This window comes from Halostella sp. PRR32 (genome assembly GCF_034808085.1).
Classification (GTDB): Archaea; Halobacteriota; Halobacteria; order Halobacteriales; family Natronoarchaeaceae; genus Halostella; species Halostella pelagica.
In genome coordinates, this window is the sequence record NZ_JAXHGL010000005.1 from 42,328 (window position 1) to 61,906 (window position 19,579).

The window sequence follows — 19,579 nt, forward strand, 5'->3', positions numbered from 1 at the left end:
ACCTATGAAGCGTGACAATACCTGCTTTCACAGGTGTTAGCGAACACGGTGTAATAACGTTTGTTGTCCGTCAACCCGGCGACGATAGCCGGACCGAGCGCGGGGAGTGGCGGCTTACGACTGGTTGTACACGAGGTTTCGCTGTATCTCGTTGGCCCCCTCGTAGATGACTGGTATGCGAACGTCGCGATAGACGCGTGCGATCCGCCGGTCGGTCAGAACCGAGCGGCCGCCGTGGAACTGCATCCCTTGTTCGGCGCAGTCGACCGCCGTCTCCGTGGCCGTCGTCTTCGCCATGGCCGCCCACAGCCCGGCGTCGTCCCCTTCCGTGACCTTCTCGGCGGCGCGGTAGGTCAGTGCCCGGGACGATTCGAAGTCCATCCGCATCTCCGCGAGGCCGTGCTGGACGGCCTGAAAGTCGCTCACGTCCCGACCGAACGCCTCCCGTCCGTGGGTGAACTCCCAGGCCTCCTCGATCGCGGCCGCCGCGAGACCGAGTCCGTGTCCCGCGACGACGACGCGACCGTGATTGAAGAACTCGGCGAGTATCATGAACCCGGTCCCCTCGTGACCGATCAGGTTCTCCTCGGGGATCCGGCAGTCGTCGAAGACGACGTGGCCCTGCTTCGAGGCGCGCATTCCCATCTTCTCCGGGATGTGCTCGGCGTGGTAGCCCTCGGCGTCCGTCGGGACGATAAACAGCGAGTGGTTCCCGTAGCGGTTCTCCTCGTCATCGCCGGTCCGGGCGTACACCGTCAGCCAGTCCGCCTCGACCGCGTTTCCTATCCAGTACTTCTCGCCGTTCAGGACGTACTCGTCCCCGTCTTTCTCCGCGGCTGCACCGCTCCCTTCCGTGGCTTCCGCCCCGCGTTTGTCCGCGCGGGTCGTCATCCCTGCGAGGTCGCTTCCGGTTTCCGGTTCGGAGACGGCCAGCCCCGTGATCTGTTCGCACTCGGCGACAGGACGGAGGTACTCCTCTTTTTGCTCCTCGCTCCCGTACTCCTCGACGATCTCCGCGCCGAAACTCGCCAGTTGCAGCGTCAGCGCGATGCCGGCGTCGGCGCGGAAGAACTCCTCCGCGACCGCGAGGATCTCGATCAGACTCAGCCCTCGCCCGCCGTACTCCTCGCCGATGTCCTGGGCGACGAGTCCGGCCTCCTGTCCCGCTTCGAGTATCTCCCACGGGTACTCGCCGCTACTGAAGTACTCCTCCGCGTTCGGCCTGATATGTGCGTCTGCGAACTCTCGTGCGTCCAGTTTCACGTCCCGGGCGTGTTCCGGGACGATACTCTCGTCGAGCAGTTCCATGAACGATACAGGGACTGCTCGGGCATATAACCACGTAAACGGCTAACGCGGTTGTAGAAATTGTTTCTGCGTTGTAAGTTCCCGCCATCCTCGGGTGAACGGTCAGCACTTCTGCGGCGAGCCGTCCAATCGGTGATCTGAGTCGGGGGACTTTACTGTTCGCCGCTCCTACGATCAGATATGGGTTTTGGTAGCTACGACGAGTCCGAACAACAAGAACAGACAGTCGACGAGGACGACGAGGGCGAGAGCGTCAACGTACACGAACACGACCATCAGGGGGAAGTGTCTATCGAGGACGCAGACAGCGAGGAACTGATCGACCAGCTCCAGACCATCAAGGAAAACGAAGAAGAAGACGCGGAGGAGTAGCGAACGCTGTCGTAGCCGTGCGGATATCGGGCGGTCTGGCCCGGCCACCCGGAAAGTGATCCGCGGACAGTTCGCATCGGCCGGAGACGGGAACGGGGTCGTGTCCGGTGTACTCGGGGCCGTTACGGGACGTTTTCTTCCTTCAACTCGAATCGTCGAGGAGCGCACAAACCTCGGTCCGACGGACAGAGCTGACGGGCGACGATGAGCCGTTGAATTCGCGTCTCCCCAACGGCGATCGCTTGACAGTTCTGCGCCCGCTCCCGCGGTTTCCGGAACCTCTGTCGACCGCAGCACGTCTCCCAGTGTGGGGTTTCGATTCGAAACGAATATCACGAATTTCTCCGTACCGTGCGATATGGACCCACGCGTTCGGGAACACGCAGAGGTACTGGTCGATACCTGCGTCGATATCTCGGAAGGAGACGAAGTGGTCGTCTCGGCACCGTCCGTGGCCGACGACCTCACTGTTGCACTGTACGAGAAAATAGGGGAACGCGGCGCTATCCCGACTGGACGGGGCGTCACTTCCCGGGCGACGAGGGCGTACATGCGCGCCGCCGACGAGGACGACTTTCAGGAGTCGGCGGTCGGTATGGCGATGTCGGAGGCCGCGGACGCGTTCATCGGCGTGCGCGGGGCGACGAACACGTTCGAGAAAAGCGACGTCGACCCCGGCAAGAACGCCGCTCGTCGCAAAGCGAACGAAGCGGTCATGGAGAAGTTCATGGAGAACCGCTGGGTCGCGACCCAGTACCCCGCACCGGCGAACGCGCAGGACGCCGAGATGAGCACCGAGGCGTACGAGGACTTCGTCTGGAGCGCCGTCAACAAGGACTGGGACGCCCAGCGCGAACACCAGGAACAACTCGTCGAGATCCTCGACCCGGCCAGTGAGGTCCGGATCGTCAGCGGCGACGAGACGGACATCTCGATGAACGTCGACGGGATGATCGCGGAGAACGACTGGGGCGACGTGAACATGCCGGCGGGAGAGGTGTTCACCGCGCCGGTTCCCGACAGCGTCGAGGGGACAGTCCTCTTCGATATGCCCGTGATGGTACAGGGCCGCGAAGTCGACGATGTCCGCCTCACGTTCGAGGGGGGTGAGGTAGTCGAACACAGCGCCGGCAAGAACGAGGACCTCCTGACTACCCTGCTGGAAACGGACGAGGGCGCGCGTCGCATCGGTGAACTCGGCATCGGGATGAACCGCGACATCGACCGGTTCACCTACAACATGCTGTTCGACGAGAAGATGGGCGACACCGTCCACATGGCGATCGGCCGGGCCTACGAGGAGAACGTTCCGGAGGATCGCGAGCGGAACCAGAGCGTCGTCCACGAGGACATGATCGTCGATATGAGCGAGGACTCCTACATCGAAATCGACGGCGAAGTTATCCAGCGTGACGGGACGTTCAGGTTCGAAGACGGGTTCGAGGGGTGAGGTAGCGGCATCAGGTCCAGTTTTTGCGAGCGAAAAACGGGCGCTGAGGCGTTCGTCTATCCGAGATCGGCCCATTGTGACAAACAGTGCCAAATAGTTCCCTCCCGAGCGGTACTGCGTCGCACGTATAAATATTATAAAATCAACATATCATGGAACGCCCGGCTGCAAACGATGACCGGAGGGCTCAGACGACTCGTCCCGTCCCGTATTCGGAACAGCTACGCGGCGAAGTTCGGTATCGCGCTCGCCGCCGTGATTATCGTCATCGGGGTCGCGGGCGGCGTCGTCTACGCGCACACCGGCACCGTTCTCGAAGACGACACCGAGCAACGACTGGAGACGGTAGCGAGCGTCGAAGCGAACCAAGTCGGACAGTGGCTTCGCAAGACGCGCGTTCAGCAGTCCGCCCAGGCGAACTCCCGTGCGTTTCGGACGGACGACGACGACGAAATATCGACGCGGCTCGCTAGCACGGTCGAGAGTGACAGGAACGTACAGGGGTCCTATCACGTCAACGTGACGACGGGGGGCGTTCTCGAAGGGACGGGAACCGGCGCGGTCGAAGCCGACGGACGATTGCGTCCGGCGGTCCGGGACCGCGTACGGGCAGTAGCGTCGAGGAGTTCCGGCGTCTCCCAGTCGCAGGTGTTCCGCCCGAGCGACGGAACATCGCCGGTGTTCCTGTTCGTCGCCTCGGTACCTGCGGACGGGAAACGCGTCATCGTCACCGTGGTCGACGTCGAACGGTTTTCGCGGTCGATGCTCCAGAGCCGGGGCGGCAGTGATCCCGTCGTGACGAACGAGTCAGGGGTCGTCATGATGGCACGGAACTCGTCGCTGTTGCTCACCGAGTCGGATATCGACCCGAGCGGTGAGACCCCCTCTAGCGGGTTCGTGACGGGGACTGACCGGACCGGAACCGAACAGGCCGTCGGGTACGAGGCAGTCGGACAGAACGGCTGGACACTCTCCGCACGGACGCCCACCTCGGAGGCGTACGCGCTCCAGACCGTCGTTTCGCGGGGCGTTCTGGCGATGGTACTTCTCGCCGCCGGCGGCGCGCTCGCTATCGGACTAACGGTCGGCCGCAACACGGTCGCCGCCGTCCGGGGGCTTTCAGAGACGGCGACCGAACTCGAACGCGGAAATCTGGATGCAAGCGTGGAAACGGACAGGACCGACGAGTTCGGGCGACTGTACGGGTCGTTCGACAGTATGCGCGATTCGCTGCGCGAACAGATCCGCGAGGCGGAGGACGCGCGCGAAGAGGCGGACCGCCGCCGCCGGGAATCCGATGCGTTCGCCGATCACCTCGAATCGACCGCGGACGAGTACGGCGGCGTGATGCGTGCCTGCGCGGAGGGCGACCTCTCACGCCGAATGACGCCGGACGAGGAAAGCGAGGCGATGGCCGCGATCGCACACGAGTACAACCAGATGCTGAACCAGTTAGAGACGACTGTCGCCCACGCGAAAGAGTTCGCGGACGCGGTGGCAGCGTCGAGCGAACAGGTGACTGCGAGCGCGGACGACGTACAGCGCGCCTCGGAGCAGGTGGCCGACTCCATCCAATCGATCTCGGAGGGCGCGGACCGGCAGAACGAGCAGTTCCGCTCCGTCTCCGCCGAGATGGACGACCTCGCCGCCTCCGTTCAGCAGGTGGCTGCGTCCGCGGACGACGTCGCGACGGTCGCGTCGGAGACGGCGGCGACCGGGCGCGAAGGCCGGGGGGACGCCGAGAACGCTATCGAGGAGATCGATGCGGTCACTCGCACCTCCCGGAACGCCGTGGACGCCATGGACGAACTCCGAGAGGAGATAGAGGAGATAGAGGACGTGGTCGAACTGATCGCCGAACTGGCCGAGCAGACGGACCTGGTCGCGCTGAACGCGAGCGTTGAGGCGGCCCGTAACGAACACGGTGACGGCGAGGAATTCAACGTCGTCGCGGAAGAGGTCCGGTCGCTCGCCGACGACACGAAGGCGGCAGCGACGGAGATAGAGGACCGTATCGAGACGGTCCGCGACCAGACGGAAGACACGGCGACGGAAGTTCGTGAGGCGAGCGAGGCCGTCACGGACAGCGCCGAGACGGTACGAGACGTGACGGACGCCCTCTCGTCTATCGCGGACTACGCCGAGGAAACGAACCGCGGCGTTCAGGAGATCCGGACGGTGACGAACCAGCAGGCGGCATCGACCGAAGAGGTCGTTTCGATGGTCGGGGACGCCGCCGCGGTCAGCGAATCGACGAGCGCGGAGGCGGAGACGGTCGCCGCGGCGGCCGAGGAACAGACATCGACGCTCGGGGAAGTTGCGAACAGCGCGTCGGACCTCGCTTCGCAGGCGGACCGGCTCCGGACGGCGCTCGACCGGTTCGACACCGAGGTCGACCCGGACGACGTGCAGGCCACGCCCGAGTTATCGGCATCGCGGTAGTCGTACCGAGGGCGTACTCGTTGAACGAGTCGCGGAGAGATCCCACGAACTAACTGAAACAGGTATCTGACGGCGTCAGGCAGTCCGATAACTCACGGCTATCCCCTCGCCCAGCGGAAACACGACCGTTTCGAAATCGTCGTCCCGTCGGACTCGATGGAGGTACTCCGCGATCCCTCGCGTGTTTTCGTTCACGTCGTCGGGGTCGTCGCCTTCGAGGAGCGCGAGCAGTTTCTCCGTCTGGATGATGCCGGCTTTCATCGCGTTGTCGGCGACGATCACCCCGCCGGGCGGGACTTTTGCTCGGACCGCCTCGAACGCCTCTCGGTAGCGGTGTTTCTGGTGGTCGATCAGCACCACGTCGAAGGGGCCGTCGTAGCGTTCTATCGCGTCGAGCGCGTCGCCGCCTTCGTATTTCGCCAGGTCGTCGAACCCGCCCCGGGACATGTTCTCCCGCGCCATATCGAGTTCGTCCTCGTCGTGTTCGGTGAGGACTATCTCCCCGTCCTCGGGGAGCGCCTCGGCGAACCAGTACGCGGAGTAGCCGTAGCCGGAACCGAACTCGAACACCCTGCGGGCGTCGGCCATCCGCGCGAGGAGACGCAGTGTCGCACCGACCTCGTGACCCACAGTGGGAAACCCGTGTTCCTCGGCGTATGCGGCCATCTCCGCCTGTACTTCGTCGGGTTCGGGCGCGGCGGCGCGGACGAACCGAGCCGCCTTCTCAGAGAGAATGTCCATGACCTACAGTGGCACGGTCATCTCCGTAACCGTTGGGTTCTCGGCATTCCACGAATCGGGGCCGGGACAGCGAATTACGTCGTTTCGGTTCGCTCACCGCGTCACCACCGTCAGCGGTTCCGGCTAACGGGGAACGCAACTCGGTCGGGATGGTCGTTAAACCGTTCGAGGATGCGCTCGTACAGCTCGTTTTTCACGCGCTGGCCGCGGCGCGGATGAGTCAGATATCGTAAGCGGAGTTCGACCCACGATTCCCCCTGAACGACGTTGACGGTCGGCCGGTCCTGAACCTCCATCTCGACGGCCGTCTCGGCGAGTACCTCGCGGTACCGTTCGACGTTCCGCCGCATCTCGTCGCCGAGGAGTTCGTCGGCAACGTCGACCATCTCGCTCCGAGCGAACGCGAGGTCGGTCTCGTAGGCCACCTGGATCGATATCTCGTTCCAGACGAAGGGGAACTCGTCCCAGGAGTAGTTGAACACCTCCGAGGAGAGAACGACGCTGTTCGGTACCGTCACGATGCGTCCCGACGGTTGGTTCGAGGAGACGAGTTCGCCGTTTATCTCCCACAGCGTCGTGACGAGGAAGTCCACGTCGATGACGTCGCCCTTTGCGCTCTCGATGCGCACGCGGTCCCCCACCTGATAGGGGCGCTTCACGAGGATGTACACCCAGCCGAGCAGCGAGAACAGCGGCTGCTGAAGCGCGAACGTCACCGCGAAGCCGACGACCCCGAGCGAGAACAGCACACCGAGCCACTGCTCCGTCAGCGCGCCGAACACGCCGACCAGCGCCGCTGCACCGAACGCTAATCGGAGGACGTTCCGAAGGTCGTGTAGGCGGCGCTTGCTCCGGGACCGACGTTCGACGGTGTCGACGACGACGAGATACAGACCGTGGGCGCCGAGGGCGACGGCCGCGGCGGTCAGCAGTTTTACGACGACGAGAGTCGTCGGAATGCCGACGATCCCCGGCCATTCCACTGCGGCGGTCCGGGCGGCGACGCTCAGGATAGCGACGACGAGAGCCGCTCCGAGAGACAGGTATCCGAGGCGACGGGTCACTGCTTCGGAATGACCCGGACGACACAAAACCGTTCCGCCCCGCCTGCCGACGGTTCGAGCCGGGACACCTCGGCGGACAGACCGTTACCAGTCCGCGACCGACAGAAGAATGTCTCGGGACCCCCTACTGACGCGTATGACGACTAAGCGCGCAACGTTCGGCGGCGGTTGCTTCTGGTGCGTCGAGGCCGCGTTCAAGGAACTCGACGGCGTCGAATCGGTCACGTCGGGGTACGCCGGCGGCGACGTTACGGACCCGACCTACCGTCAGGTGTGCAGCGGAGACACCGGTCACGCGGAGGTCGTACAGGTCGAGTACGACACCGACGACATCACGTATCCGGACCTGCTGGAGGTGTTTTTCACCATCCACGACCCGACGCAACTGAACAAGCAGGGACCGGACGTAGGGACGCAGTACCGCTCTATCGTTCTCGCCCACGACGACGAACAGCGTGAGCAGGTGGAGCGGTTCCTCGTCGAACTCGAGGAGGAAGGCGCGTACGACGACGACATCGTCACCGAGGTCGAAGCGCTCGACACGTTCTACGAGGCCGAGGAGAAACACCAGGACTACTACGACAAGAACCCGAACGACCGCTACTGCGGCTACTACGCCGAACCGAAGGTGAAGAAAGTCCGAGAGAAGTTCGGCGACAAGGTGGAGGCCGAACCGTAACTCGATGAGCCTGTATCCGTCACGTATCACCGAGTACGACGAGCGCGCGCCGACCGCGAACGAGACGGAGACGGCGACGTTCGCTCTGGGGTGTTTCTGGGGACCCGACGCGACGTTCGGCGCGGTAGACGGCGTCGTCCGAACGCGAGTCGGCTACGCCGGCGGGACGAAGGCGGATCCGACGTACAACGCCCTTGGCGACCACTCCGAAGCGGTGCAAGTCGACTACGACTCGACCGAACTCGACTACTCGGACCTCGTCGCGATCGCGTTCGAAAACCACGACCCGCGGAGCCAGCCTCGCAAGCGTCAGTATCAGAACGTCGTGTTTTACGGGTCGGACGCGGAGCGAGACGCGGTCGAGACGCACCTGCGCGAGAGCGACTGGCCGGAGGACGCGGTCGATACCCGGGTCGAACGTCTCAGTGGCTTCCACCTCGCGGAGGACTACCATCAGAAGTTCCACCTGAGCAGTACGCCCAGTTTGTTCTCCCCGTTCGAGGAGGCCGGATACGACGACGACGAAATACGCGAGTCGTCGGCGGCCGCGAAAGTAAACGCCCACACTGCGGGAAACGACGTGGCGGCGTTCGAGGACGCGTTGTCGTACGACCCGAGGCAGTAGCCTGAGTCCGGAACGGCATCACCGTTCGTTCCGTCTTTCTCGTTTTACGTTCCGCTATGTGGTCGAGACCATTCCAGTGGTCCTCCTACGCCACGACCACCGGGCCTACCAACCCTCTCGCCGTGACGGCCAGTGGCTGTTCTGCAGGACTCTTCTCGATTTGATATAGCGACATATGGTTTTCAAGTAGCGTTTCGAACAGTTCTCTGTCCCTTTCGATAGGTCAGAACATGAGTTCTGTTCGCGATCACCCCCGAATCCCCGCGTGTCGGCACCATCTCTCTGAATCGGGCCGACGCTACCGGGGTCCTATCCCTCGCTCTGGTCGCCGATAGCGACGGAGTTCCAGCGGACGGGGCGAGTGCGCCAGAAACGGGCCAGACGAGTCACATCTGTACCCTTACCTTTCCGTGGCGTTATTACCGGTTGGTACGGAGTAACACATGCCATGTCCGAGATACTGCTACTCGCGGGCGACTTCGTAGAGGATTACGAGATAATGGTGCCGTTTCAGGCGCTCGAGATGGTCGGCCACGACGTCGATGCGGTCTGTCCGGAGCGGGGGGAGGGCGAAACCGTGAAAACCGCCATTCACGACTTCCGGGGCGACCAGACATATCTCGAAACCCGTGGGCACGACTTCGAACTGAACGCCGCGCTCGACGACGTGGACCCGACCGAGTACGACGCGCTCGTCGTTCCGGGCGGGCGTGCGCCCGAGTACCTCCGGACTTACGACGAGATACTGGACGTGACCCGGCACTTCTTCGAGGAGGAAAAGCCCGTCGCGGCGCTGTGTCACGGCCTGCAGATCCTTGCGGCTGCGGACGTGCTGGACGGCCGCACCTGCACGGCGTATCCCGCGCTCCAGTCCGAGGTGGAGATAGCCGGCGGGGAGTGGGCTGACAGCGTCACGCGCGACGGGAACCTCGTCACGGGACAGGCGTGGCCGGACCACCCGGAGTGGCTCGCGGAGTTCCTCGACGTGCTCGGGACCGAGATAGACCACGGTGAACCCGTTGCGGCTGACGACTAACGTCGACCTGTTTTCCTGACGACCTGCTCCCGGTTTCAGTACGCCTTTCAGTACCGAACGCCGAGTCGGTTCCGACAACGAGCTACATGGCACACGAAGAGTCACAGGCGTCGTCAGCGACGGGCGACGACATCGAGTACGGTATCGACGATAAACCACCGGCCGGTGAATCCCTGCTTCTCGGCGTCCAGCATTACCTGACGATGGTAGGGGCGAACATCGCGGTGCCGCTATTGCTCGCAGATGCGATGGGAATGCCCGACGACGTGACGGTTCGGTTCATCGGCACGTTCTTCGTCGTTTCGGGGATCGCCACGCTGGCACAGACGACGCTCGGCAACCGCTACCCCATCGTTCAGGGCGCACCGTTCTCGATGCTCGCGCCGGCCATCGCTATCGTCGGCGTCGTGAGCGCGACCGGTGGGGCGGCCTGGCAGGCGAAACTCCTCGCGTTACAGGGGGCGATCATCACGGCGGCGCTCGCCGAAGTCGTCATCGGCTATCTCGGCATCGTCGGCCGACTGCGGCGATACCTCTCGCCGGTCGTCATCGCGCCGACCATCGCGCTCATCGGTCTCTCGCTGTTCGGCGTCACGCAGATCGCGGACGCGACGAACTGGTGGTTACTCGGTCTGACCGTCCTCCTCATCGTCGGCTTCTCGCAGTATCTGAACGCCTCTCACCGCGCGTTCCGCCTGTTTCCCGTCCTTCTGGGGATGGTCACGGCCTGGCTCATCGCGGCGACCCTCTCCGTCGCTGGCGTTTACACCGCAGAAACGTCGGGCTACGTCGACCTCGCACAGGTCGCCGATGCGCCCGCCGTCCTCGCAATCTATCCGCTCCAGTGGGGGATGCCTGAGTTCCAGCTGTCGCTCGCTATCGGCATGTTCGCTGGCGTCCTGGCCTCCATCGTCGAGAGCTTCGGGGACTACCACGCCGTCGCCCGGATCGCGGGCCACGGCGCACCCAGCGAGAAGCGGATCAACCACGGTATCGGCATGGAGGGGCTGATGAACGTCTTCTCCGGGATCATGGGGACCGGCGGCTCGACCTCCTACTCAGAGAACATCGGTGCGATCGGGCTGACGGGCGTCGCCTCCCGGTACGTGATCCAGATCGGCGCGGTGGCGATGATCGTCGTCGGCTACGTCGGCTACTTCGGCCAGCTCGTCGCGACGATCCCGGACCCCATCGTCGGCGGCCTGTTCGTCGCCATGTTCGGGCAGATCGTCGCGGTCGGCGTCTCGAACCTCGAATACGTCGACCTCTCGTCGTCGCGGAACACGTTCGTCGTCGGATTCGCGCTGTTTGCGGGACTCGCGATACCGGCGTACATGGGCGGGTTCGAGAGCGCCGCGGCGTTCCGCGAGGGGATGGCGAGCGTGTCGGTGTTCGAACCGATCGTCGGCGTCTCCGTGCTCGGTCCAGTCCTCGGGTCGCGACTCGTCGCCGACACCCTCTTTGTCATCGGCGGCACCGGCATGGCCGTCGGCGGCATCGTCGCGCTGGTCCTCGACAACACCATCGCCGGCACGCCCGAGGAACGCGGTCTCGTCGCCTGGGAGCGGATCACCGAAGACGAGAGCGACTTCCGGAGCGCCTGGGAGCGCTGGCGCGACACGGGCGAGGCTTCGGAACCGGCGGACTGATAGCGGGACCCGTCGGGAGACCACTGTACGAAAGCCGACAGTCTGATACTGCGCCTGCCCCTCTCGAAAGGTATGTCGCTTCGCCTGCTGCACTATTCGGATCTGGAGACGGCGATCGACGACCCGGAGCAGTGCGCCCGGCTCGTCGGTGCCATCAACTCGCTACGGGACGGGAACTCGGTGGTCATTGGAACCGGTGATAACACCGCTCCCGGCGCGCTCTCGCTGGCGACCCAGGGGCGGGCCGCTCTCGACTTCTTCCGCGCTGTGTCCCCCCACATCGACACCTTCGGCAATCACGACTTCGATTTCGGCCACGAGACCGCCCGGGAACTCGCCGACGCCGCCCCTCAGCGGTGGCTCTGTGCCAACGCCGTCCGGAACGGCGACCGCTTTGCTGCCGACGCGACGGCACCGAGCACGCTCGTCGAAACCGACGACTACCGCGTCGGCGTCGTCGGCGTCGCACACCCCGAAACGGACGGGATCAATCCGGCGGCAGACGGCGTCGACTTCACTGACCCCGTCCCCGCCGTCCGCGAGGAGGCCGCCGCACTTCGCGACCGCGGTGTCGACGTCGTCGTCGTCGCCTCCCACTGCGGGAAACGCGACGACCGCATCGCTCGTGAGACGGACGTGGATGTCGTGTTGGGTGGCCACGTCCACGACGTTCACGTCGAAACCGTCGCGGACACCTTCGTGGTGCGGCCCGGCCGCGCCGGAACGCACTTCTCGGAAGTGACTCTCAACGCGACACCTGACGTCACGATCCACAGCGTCGACGGAACCGACCGGGACGACGACCTGGCGGCGACTCTCCGCGACCGACTGGCCGAACACGGTCTCGACGAGGTCGTCGCGACCGTCGAAACGCCGGTCGAACTGACCGAGGAGACGGTGAACGCTGCCGAGAGCCGCGCCGGAAACTTCGTCGCCGACGCCCTTCGGTGGAGTGCCGACGCTGACGTCGCCATCTCCCCGGCCGGGGCGCTCAGAGCGGACGGACCGCTCGACGGCGACGTGACGGTCGCGGAACTGGTGAATCTCACCCCCTACGAGGACGACCTGGCCGTGCTCTCTCTATCGGGCGAGCGCCTCCGCGACGCGCTCGACGAGATCCCGATCGGCTACCACTACGACGATTTCCCCCTGCACTACTGCAGTCACGTCAGCGGCGCGCGGATCGTCTGGGACGACGACGAGGGCGAACTGACAGACGCGACCGTCGGCGGCCACCCCCTCGACTCCGACAGGCGGTACACGCTCGCTGTCGCCGACTATCTGGTCGAAACCGACCACGTCAGCGATGCGTTCGATGAGGAAGATGTCGTCCGGCGGTGCGGCCTCGCCCGCGACGCTATCGTCGAGTACGCCCGCGAGGAAGGGATCAATCCAGACATCGAGGGCCGTATCGACCGTCCGACGCTCTCGGGTCGTCGCTCGAATCGCTGAAGCGTTCTCGTTCGCTCGGCGGCGTCTCTCTCGTGAGAGATCCCAGTCACACTTTCGACGCATTGGTTGCAGTCCCGGCAAACCAGGCCCCCACCCCGCCGGCTTTCCCTCCGAGACTGTAATTCACCACGATGAGCGACGACCTGTTCACGCCGCTGACGCTGCGCGGAACGGAAATACCGAACCGCGTGACGGTGTCGCCGATGTGCCAGTACTCCTGTGAGGCCGGGGACGGGCTCGCGACGGAATGGCACCGAGTCCACCTCGGGAGCCGGGCCGTCGGCGGTGCCGGTCTCGTACTGACCGAAGCCACCGCGGTCGAGCCGCGCGGACGAATCTCCCCGCAGGACCTCGGCATCTGGAGCGACGACCACGCCGACGCGCTCGCCCCGATCACCGAATTCATCCGCGACCAGGGGCGCGTCCCGGGCATCCAGCTCGCACACGCGGGCCGGAAGGGGAGCAAGACCCGCCCCGCGGACGGCAGCGTTCCGCTGCAACCGGACGAGGGCGGCTGGGAGACTCTCGCGCCCTCCGACCACTACCCCTACGGTGGCGACGAGCCACCGGCGACGCGGCGGATGGACAGCGACGATATCAGCGACGTGGTGACGGCGTTCGAACTGTCGGCCGAGCGCGCGCTGGACGCCGGGTTCGAGGTGGCGGAGGTCCACGCCGCACACGGCTATCTCCTCCACGAGTTCCTCTCGCCGGTCGCCAACGACCGCGACGACGAGTACGGCGGGAGCTTCGAGAACCGCACCCGCCTCGTGCGCGAGGTGACGGCGGCGGTCCGCGACGTTTGGCCCGACGATAAGCCGGTGTTCGTCCGTGTTTCGGCGACGGACTGGCTTCCGGACCGGGACTCGTGGACCGTCGAAGATACCGTCCGCCTCTCCGGCCGCCTCGCCGACGCAGGAGCGGACCTGATAGACGTCAGCGCCGGTGGCCTCCACCCCGACCAGCAGGTGCCAGACGGCGGGCCGAACTATCAGGTCCCGTACGCCGAACGCGTTCGGAAGGCGACGGACGCCGCCGTCGGCGCGGTCGGCGGCATCACGACCGGCCAGCAGGCCGACGCGCTGATCCGCAACGACCGCGCCGACCTCGCTATCGTCGGGCGGGAACATCTGCGCGACCCGTACTTCGCGCTGAACGCCGCACGAGAACTCGGGATGAGCGACCGTATCGACCCCCCGGTCCAGTACCAGCGCGTGTTCTGAGACCTGGTGCCGTACCACAGCAGTTCTGGCCCCGGCCCACTACCAGCGCTCTCTGGGACGGCCCACTACCAGCGCCCCTTCCGCTCTCCGTCGTCTGACCGCGGTTCCGTCTCCGCTACTGCTCTTTCCACTTGATCGAGCAGCCCTGTGACGGCTGCCACTCTATCTCGACGTCGTCGCCCGCGAGGACGGCGTCGATCGCCTCTCGGACGTGGAATCTCGTCGGCTCGTCGTCGGGGTTCAGTGCGTCGTCCAGACGGCCGTGGTACGTCAGGCGGAACGACCCACCCTCCCGCTCGAACAGGAACGGATCCGGCGTGCAGACGGCACCGTACGCTTTAGCGACCTCCTGGGACTCGTCGCGGAGATAGGCGTCGTAGTCGATCCGCCCGTCATCGACGAACTCGCGCATCGCGTCGAACGAGTCCTCGGGATACTCCTCGGCGTCGTTCGAGTTGATGCCGACGACCGCCACCTCGTCGTACTCGGCCGCCAACTCGTTCAGCAGACCGAACTTGGCCTGCGCGTACGGACAGTGGTTACAGGTAAATACGACCAGCAGCGCCTCGCACCCGTCGAACGAATCTGGACTGTATGTCCCGCCGTCGACGCCCGGCAGTTCGAACGCCGGCGCTTCGTCGCCCGGTTCGAGTTCCGAGTCCGACTCAAGTAGAACCATGGTCGACCGGAAGGCGTTCTCCGGCTTATCTGTTATCGATCCAGCTAGAACGACGGAGCGGCCCGAACGTCGGAAACCCCGGACCGTGGCGGACCGACGAGCGCCGCTACACTTCGCCACGCGACGGTCGGATCGTTACTCGCCGTACCGCGACTGGTCCTCCGCGTTCCCTCTGGAGGCCGGCGGACCCTCGTTCGGCGTCGTCTCCGATCGTTCCTGGGTTTCCGTCCCCTGACCCGCCTCCTGGCGTTCGCCGGCCGTCGTTCCCTGACGGCTGGAGGGTTCGTACCCTATCGGGTTCCGATAGGCGGTTTCCGTCCGCGGCTCCTGTCGCTGTGTCCCTTGCTGGGCCCGCTCGATGGGGTACTGTTTCTGACTCCCTCCGGACTGTCGGACCTGAGGTGCCTGTTGTTGTCGAGACTGCTGGAGTTGCTGTGTCTGGGGCTGTTGCGTTTGGGGTTGCTGCGTCTGTGGCTGTTGCCGGTGCTGCGTCTGTGGCTGTTGCCGGTGCTGCGTCTGGGGCTGTTGCTGCGGGGTCTGGTACTGTGGTTGCTGGAACTGCTGACTTCCCTGCGTTTGTGGGGTCGGCCGGTACTGTTGCTGGGGTTGCTGTTGAGGCTGCGACTGCTGGTTCGCCTCTGCCCAGAACCGCTGTCCGGCGGTCGACTGCGGGAACTCCTGTCCAGTTGCTCGGGACTGCTGCGGTTGTCGGTGACTCTGGGTCGCTGGTGTCCCCTGCTGGAGCGACTCCGCCCCCTGTGACGCGAATCGCTGCTGAGCCTGCGTCGCCTGTCGGATCCCCTGTTCCGCCTGCTGGCCCATCTCTCTTGCCGCCTGTCGACCCTGTTCGCTCATCGTCTGACCGGCCGAGGCTATCGAGTTGGCGCTGTCGAAGTAGTTCCGCATCGCCGACCTCGTCATATCGAGCGTCTGGCGTTGCAGCGACGCCCCCATCTCCATCCCGTCGACCAGCAACTGGGCGGCGTTTCGCTGGAAATCGAGACCGCGCTCCATCGCGTTTTGCCCCTGCGACATCGTCTCCCGTTGCATCTCGACTGCTCCCTCGACCGGGTTCGTTAGCGCTTCTTGCAGTTGCTCGGTGTCGTCGTCTGTCATCGTACCGACTGTACCGGCAACCGGGGCGGGAATAAACAGGCCCAATCGTTGCGATCCGTTCGAACCCGTAAACTCCGTATTTCTGGCTGTATAGACGGCCTGTGTCGTTCCGAGCGCGAAACCACCACAGCCGAAGTCGCCCAGGTAGTACACCGTTTCCCCGTACAAGCCGGCGTTACTCGACCGTCGTGAAATACACCGCGAGTATCGCGAAGCCCACACCAACTAGCTTGCGCGCTGTGAACGGTTCGTCCAGCAAGACGACTCCGAGTACTGAACTCGTGACCAGAAAGAGACCGAAGACGGGCGTCACGATACTGATCGGACCCATCGACAGGGCTCGGTAGTAGGCGAGAATACCGACTGCGAGACAGGCTCCCGCCGCGTACATGTAGGGGGATTTCGGATGCGTGACGTAGTCGGTGATGTGGTGGTTGCCGCGGAGTGCGATGACGAGAGCGACGGCGACGAGAACGAGATTGGAGACGAACGCGGCCACCTCACTCGGGATAGACTGTGTCGCGACTTTCATCAGTGGCGCGACGAGCGTGTATGCGAGGAGAGCGACCACCGCCCAGCCGACGTAGTTCATACTCGATCCGGGTATTCGAACGGAGGATAGGGTTTCGAAATCGAACGGCGTCACGTCTCCGCCTGCCCACGGCTTCGTCATCCCCTCGCACGGACTGGAAACTCTTATGTCGCCGCCACCGACTCTCGTACACATGACCGACAAGCGCGAACTGCTCGACCTCTTGCTCGAAAACGCGCGCTACTCGACCGAGGACCTCGCGCGCATGACCGGCCTCTCCGAGGCGGAGGTCGTCTCGACTGTCGAAACCCTCGAAGACGAGGGTATCATCCGGGGCTATCAGGCCGTCGTGGACTGGCACCGCGTCAAGGAGGAACACATCCGCGCCGAGGTAGAACTCAACGTCACGCTGGACCGCGAGACCAGTTACGAAGACATCGCGGAGCGACTCGCCAAATTCCCTGAAGTGAAGACGCTCCAACTCGTCAGCGGTGATTACGACTTCCACCTCGAAGTGGAGGGCGACTCGCTTCAGGAGGTGTCGAACTTCATCAGTGAGAAGGTCGCACGCGCCCCCGAGATCACCCAGACGGTCACCCACTACGTCATGGAGACCTACAAGGATCGCGGCATCGAGTTCGAAGACGACCACGGCGACGACCGGTTGTCTATCTCACCATGAATCTGTCCGATAGGGTCGAACGCGTCCCTCCGTCGGGGATACGGAAGTTCTTCGAACTCGCTGAAGAGATGGACGACGTCATCTCGCTCGGCGTCGGCGAACCGGACTTCTCCGCGCCGTGGGCCGCCCGAGACGCGGCTATCCAGTCCCTGGAGCGCGGCCAAACGTCGTACACCGCAAACCGCGGCATGCGCGAGTTGCGAGAAGCGATCAGCGACCACGTCGCAGAGCGGTACGCTCTCGAATACGACGCCGACGACGAGATACTCGTCACGACGGGCGTCAGCGAGGGGGTCGACGTCGCGATGCGTGCGCTGGTAGACCCCGGCGACACCGTCGCGGTCCCTCAGCCGTCCTACATCTCCTACGCGCCGGGCGTCATCTTCGCTGACGGAGACCCACTGCCGGTGCCGACCCGGGAGGCCGACGAGTTCAAACTCACCTACGAGCGTCTGGAGGCGAGCGGTGCCGCGGACGCGGACGTTCTCATCGCCTGCTACCCGAACAATCCCACGGGTGCAGTGATGACCGAGTCCGAACTCGAACCCGTCGCGGAGTTCGCCCGAGAACACGACCTCACGGTCATCTCCGACGAGATATACGCCGACCTGACGTACGGTCACGACCACACCTCCATCGCCACGCTCCCGGGAATGCGCGAGCGGACCATCGTGTTCAACGGCTTCTCGAAGGCGTACGCCATGACCGGACTCCGCCTCGGATACGCCCTCGCCCCGCCGGAGGCTATCGCGGCGATGAACCGCATCCACCAGTACTCGATGCTGTCTGCCCCGACGACCGCTCAACACGCCGCGATAGAAGCGCTCGAATCCTGCGACGACGAGGTCGAGGAAATGGTTCAGACGTACGACCGTCGCCGTAACCTCGTTCTCTCGCGCTTCGAGGAGATGGGAATGGACTGCTTCGAGGCCAAGGGCGCGTTCTACGTCTTCCCGGAGGTTCCCGGCGGCGACGCCGAAGCGTTCGCCGAGGAGTTGCTTCAGGAACAGGGCGTCGCCGTCGTCCCCGGCGACGTGTTCGGGTCGGGTGGCGAGGGACACCTTCGCGTCTCCTACGCGACCGGTACGGCAGACCTGAAGGAAGCGATGGACCGGATCGAGGCGTTTCTGTAGTCGACCGCCGGCATCTGTACGTCGGTGAGCAGACCCCCGGAACGGCGGGCGAGTTCGTCCTCCCGGGATCAGTCCACAGTCTCTCACGCCGTTGGACTCCAGCGGCTTCGGATCTTGCTTCGAGAACACCGCTAATGGACACATGGAACCGAACCCGAACAGCCGGTCGACACTGTGACGAGGGCGTTTCTTCATAAACCGAACTGTGCTGCGGTCGTTCTCGGCGACAGAGGGCACTAGAGGTTTCTCCCGTGTCGTCGTATCTCTAGGCGCAATGGCTCGCGACCATGAAGAGTTCGACCCCGAAGCACCGGAGGAGCGCGAGATCGGTCGCGAGATGGTCGACCAGAGCACGGGGCTCGGTTCGGTGGTCGCGCATCTCTATCGGGGCGAGATGGATCGCGCGGTCAACTGGCGGGGACGGCTGGATTCGACGACGAACTGGGCGGTGACGATCATCTCGGCTATCCTCGCGTACGCGTTTTCCAGCAGCGATGTCGCGCACACTATCATTCTGGTCGGGATGGCGACCGGGGTCGTGTTCCTGTTGATCGAGTCCCGACGGTTCCGACGCTACGACATCTGGCGGTCCCGGGTTCGCTCCATGCAGGAGAACCTCTTCGCGAACGCGCTCGACCCCTCCGAAGGCATCGAACAGCGGGACTGGCGGAAACAGTTGAGCGAGGACTACAGGCGCCCGGCGGTGAAAATGCCGCTCCGGAACGCGGTCGCACACCGTCTCCGCCGGGTGTACCTTCCGCTGCTGATCGGCCTGTTGCTCGTCTGGTTAGTTCGACTGAGCGGCGAGAGCGAACCGATAGTGGAGGCCGCATCCGTGTCCGGGACGCCCGGTTGGATCGTCTTCACCTGCGTCATCGCCGGGTACGTCTGTGCCTTCGCTATCGCTTTCTGGCCCGACGCGCAAGCGTCGACGGAGACGGACAGTGAGGTCGACCGCGGCGACCTGGGTTCCGACGACGAGTGATACCGTCGGTTGTACCTTCGAAACGATGATCGACTCCGGGGTCCGATAGTCTTCGCGGGAGTACAGCCGACAGTATGAGCGTCCTGCGCCACGAACGTCGGTCTCCGAGACCCGTGTCAGCGAAATCGGTACCGGCGACTGGGGTGACACCCTGAATTTAATGAGTGTGTACTACGACGTACGTGTATGGTATCTTACCGTCTCAAGCGCGCATTGAGTCGTTCTCGTCACGCCGCACTCGGCGCAAGCATCGGGGCCGCAATCGGCGGCCTGATCAGTCGCAACGCCGCGAGCACCGGTGCCGGAATCGGTGCGTTAGCCGGCGCGATAGTCGGCGAGAAACGCGTCTCCGCTCGCTCCCGCGTCGAGGAGGCCGTCGACCAGGAGTAGTAACGTCTGAGCGTATCGCGT

General features: G+C 64.4%; 19 protein-coding genes. 13 read left to right on the forward strand and 6 right to left on the reverse strand.

The window, feature by feature from the left end; genetic code table 11:
• Positions 1–114: 114 nt before the first annotated feature.
• Positions 115–1,308 (reverse strand): acyl-CoA dehydrogenase, encoded by a 1,194-nt coding sequence (locus tag SM753_RS15805; RefSeq protein WP_323192338.1) that lies wholly within the window; start codon positions 1,306–1,308, stop codon positions 115–117.
• A 180-nt stretch (positions 1,309–1,488) separates the two neighbouring features.
• Between SM753_RS15805 and SM753_RS15810 the strand changes: the two genes are divergently transcribed.
• The 3 genes from SM753_RS15810 to SM753_RS15820 all read left to right on the forward strand — a co-directional run bounded on the left by SM753_RS15810 (position 1,489) and on the right by SM753_RS15820 (position 5,572).
• Positions 1,489–1,680: a DUF5786 family protein gene (locus SM753_RS15810; RefSeq protein ID WP_135535475.1), complete on the forward strand. Its 192-nt coding sequence runs from the start codon at positions 1,489–1,491 to the stop codon at positions 1,678–1,680.
• A 358-nt stretch (positions 1,681–2,038) separates the two neighbouring features.
• Complete coding sequence (locus tag SM753_RS15815) at positions 2,039–3,130, forward strand: aminopeptidase (RefSeq protein WP_323192339.1); 1,092 nt, start codon at positions 2,039–2,041, stop codon at positions 3,128–3,130.
• 174 nt (positions 3,131–3,304) lie between these two features.
• Positions 3,305–5,572, forward strand: coding sequence for a methyl-accepting chemotaxis protein (locus tag SM753_RS15820; RefSeq protein WP_323192340.1), 2,268 nt, complete (start codon positions 3,305–3,307; stop codon positions 5,570–5,572).
• A 75-nt stretch (positions 5,573–5,647) separates the two neighbouring features.
• On the opposite strand, the gene SM753_RS15825 is transcribed toward SM753_RS15820, so the two are convergent.
• Together SM753_RS15825 and SM753_RS15830 are read right to left on the reverse strand one after the other, a co-directional pair.
• A complete protein-coding gene (locus tag SM753_RS15825) occupies positions 5,648–6,313 on the reverse strand; it encodes an O-methyltransferase (RefSeq protein ID WP_323192341.1) in 666 nt (221 codons plus the stop codon).
• Between the two features lie 110 nt (positions 6,314–6,423).
• Complete coding sequence (locus SM753_RS15830) at positions 6,424–7,326, reverse strand: mechanosensitive ion channel family protein (protein WP_369335369.1); 903 nt, start codon at positions 7,324–7,326, stop codon at positions 6,424–6,426.
• 187 nt (positions 7,327–7,513) lie between these two features.
• Between SM753_RS15830 and msrA the strand changes: the two genes are divergently transcribed.
• The 6 genes from msrA (at position 7,514) to SM753_RS15860 (ending at position 14,041) form a co-directional block, all read left to right on the forward strand.
• Positions 7,514–8,056: a peptide-methionine (S)-S-oxide reductase MsrA gene (gene msrA, locus SM753_RS15835; RefSeq protein WP_323192343.1), complete on the forward strand. Its 543-nt coding sequence runs from the start codon at positions 7,514–7,516 to the stop codon at positions 8,054–8,056.
• Positions 8,057–8,060: 4 nt separating this feature from the next.
• Positions 8,061–8,681: a peptide-methionine (S)-S-oxide reductase gene (locus SM753_RS15840; protein ID WP_323192344.1), complete on the forward strand. Its 621-nt coding sequence runs from the start codon at positions 8,061–8,063 to the stop codon at positions 8,679–8,681.
• Positions 8,682–9,129: 448 nt separating this feature from the next.
• Positions 9,130–9,717: a DJ-1/PfpI family protein gene (locus SM753_RS15845; RefSeq protein WP_323192345.1), complete on the forward strand. Its 588-nt coding sequence runs from the start codon at positions 9,130–9,132 to the stop codon at positions 9,715–9,717.
• Between the two features lie 86 nt (positions 9,718–9,803).
• Complete coding sequence (locus tag SM753_RS15850) at positions 9,804–11,366, forward strand: solute carrier family 23 protein (protein WP_323192346.1); 1,563 nt, start codon at positions 9,804–9,806, stop codon at positions 11,364–11,366.
• A gap of 72 nt (positions 11,367–11,438) precedes the next feature.
• Positions 11,439–12,818, forward strand: coding sequence for a bifunctional metallophosphatase/5'-nucleotidase (locus SM753_RS15855; RefSeq protein WP_323192347.1), 1,380 nt, complete (start codon positions 11,439–11,441; stop codon positions 12,816–12,818).
• 131 nt (positions 12,819–12,949) lie between these two features.
• Positions 12,950–14,041 carry an NADH:flavin oxidoreductase/NADH oxidase gene (locus SM753_RS15860; protein ID WP_323192348.1) on the forward strand — a complete coding sequence of 364 codons (1,092 nt, stop codon included), beginning with the start codon at positions 12,950–12,952 and terminating at the stop codon, positions 14,039–14,041.
• A 115-nt stretch (positions 14,042–14,156) separates the two neighbouring features.
• On the opposite strand, the gene SM753_RS15865 is transcribed toward SM753_RS15860, so the two are convergent.
• The 3 genes from SM753_RS15865 to SM753_RS15875 form a co-directional block, all read right to left on the reverse strand.
• A complete protein-coding gene (locus SM753_RS15865; RefSeq protein WP_323192349.1) occupies positions 14,157–14,720 on the reverse strand; it encodes a thioredoxin family protein in 564 nt (187 codons plus the stop codon).
• A gap of 135 nt (positions 14,721–14,855) precedes the next feature.
• Positions 14,856–15,836 (reverse strand): hypothetical protein, encoded by a 981-nt coding sequence (locus tag SM753_RS15870; RefSeq protein ID WP_323192350.1) that lies wholly within the window; start codon positions 15,834–15,836, stop codon positions 14,856–14,858.
• 175 nt (positions 15,837–16,011) lie between these two features.
• A complete protein-coding gene (locus SM753_RS15875; protein ID WP_135535454.1) occupies positions 16,012–16,428 on the reverse strand; it encodes an EamA family transporter in 417 nt (138 codons plus the stop codon).
• A gap of 133 nt (positions 16,429–16,561) precedes the next feature.
• Here SM753_RS15875 and SM753_RS15880 point away from each other — a divergent pair, with 133 nt between their 5' ends.
• The 4 genes from SM753_RS15880 (at position 16,562) to SM753_RS15895 (ending at position 19,558) form a co-directional block, all read left to right on the forward strand.
• A complete protein-coding gene (locus tag SM753_RS15880; RefSeq protein WP_323192351.1) occupies positions 16,562–17,050 on the forward strand; it encodes an Lrp/AsnC family transcriptional regulator in 489 nt (162 codons plus the stop codon).
• Entirely contained in the window at positions 17,047–18,183 is a 1,137-nt protein-coding gene (locus SM753_RS15885; protein WP_323192352.1) for an aminotransferase class I/II-fold pyridoxal phosphate-dependent enzyme, read from the forward strand. The genes SM753_RS15880 and SM753_RS15885 overlap by 4 nt, the downstream gene beginning before the upstream one ends.
• A 274-nt stretch (positions 18,184–18,457) precedes the next feature.
• Positions 18,458–19,168 carry a DUF2270 domain-containing protein gene (locus SM753_RS15890; protein WP_135535451.1) on the forward strand — a complete coding sequence of 237 codons (711 nt, stop codon included), beginning with the start codon at positions 18,458–18,460 and terminating at the stop codon, positions 19,166–19,168.
• 213 nt (positions 19,169–19,381) lie between these two features.
• A complete protein-coding gene (locus SM753_RS15895; RefSeq protein ID WP_323192353.1) occupies positions 19,382–19,558 on the forward strand; it encodes a YMGG-like glycine zipper-containing protein in 177 nt (58 codons plus the stop codon).
• The last annotated feature ends 21 nt before the right edge of the window (positions 19,559–19,579 follow it).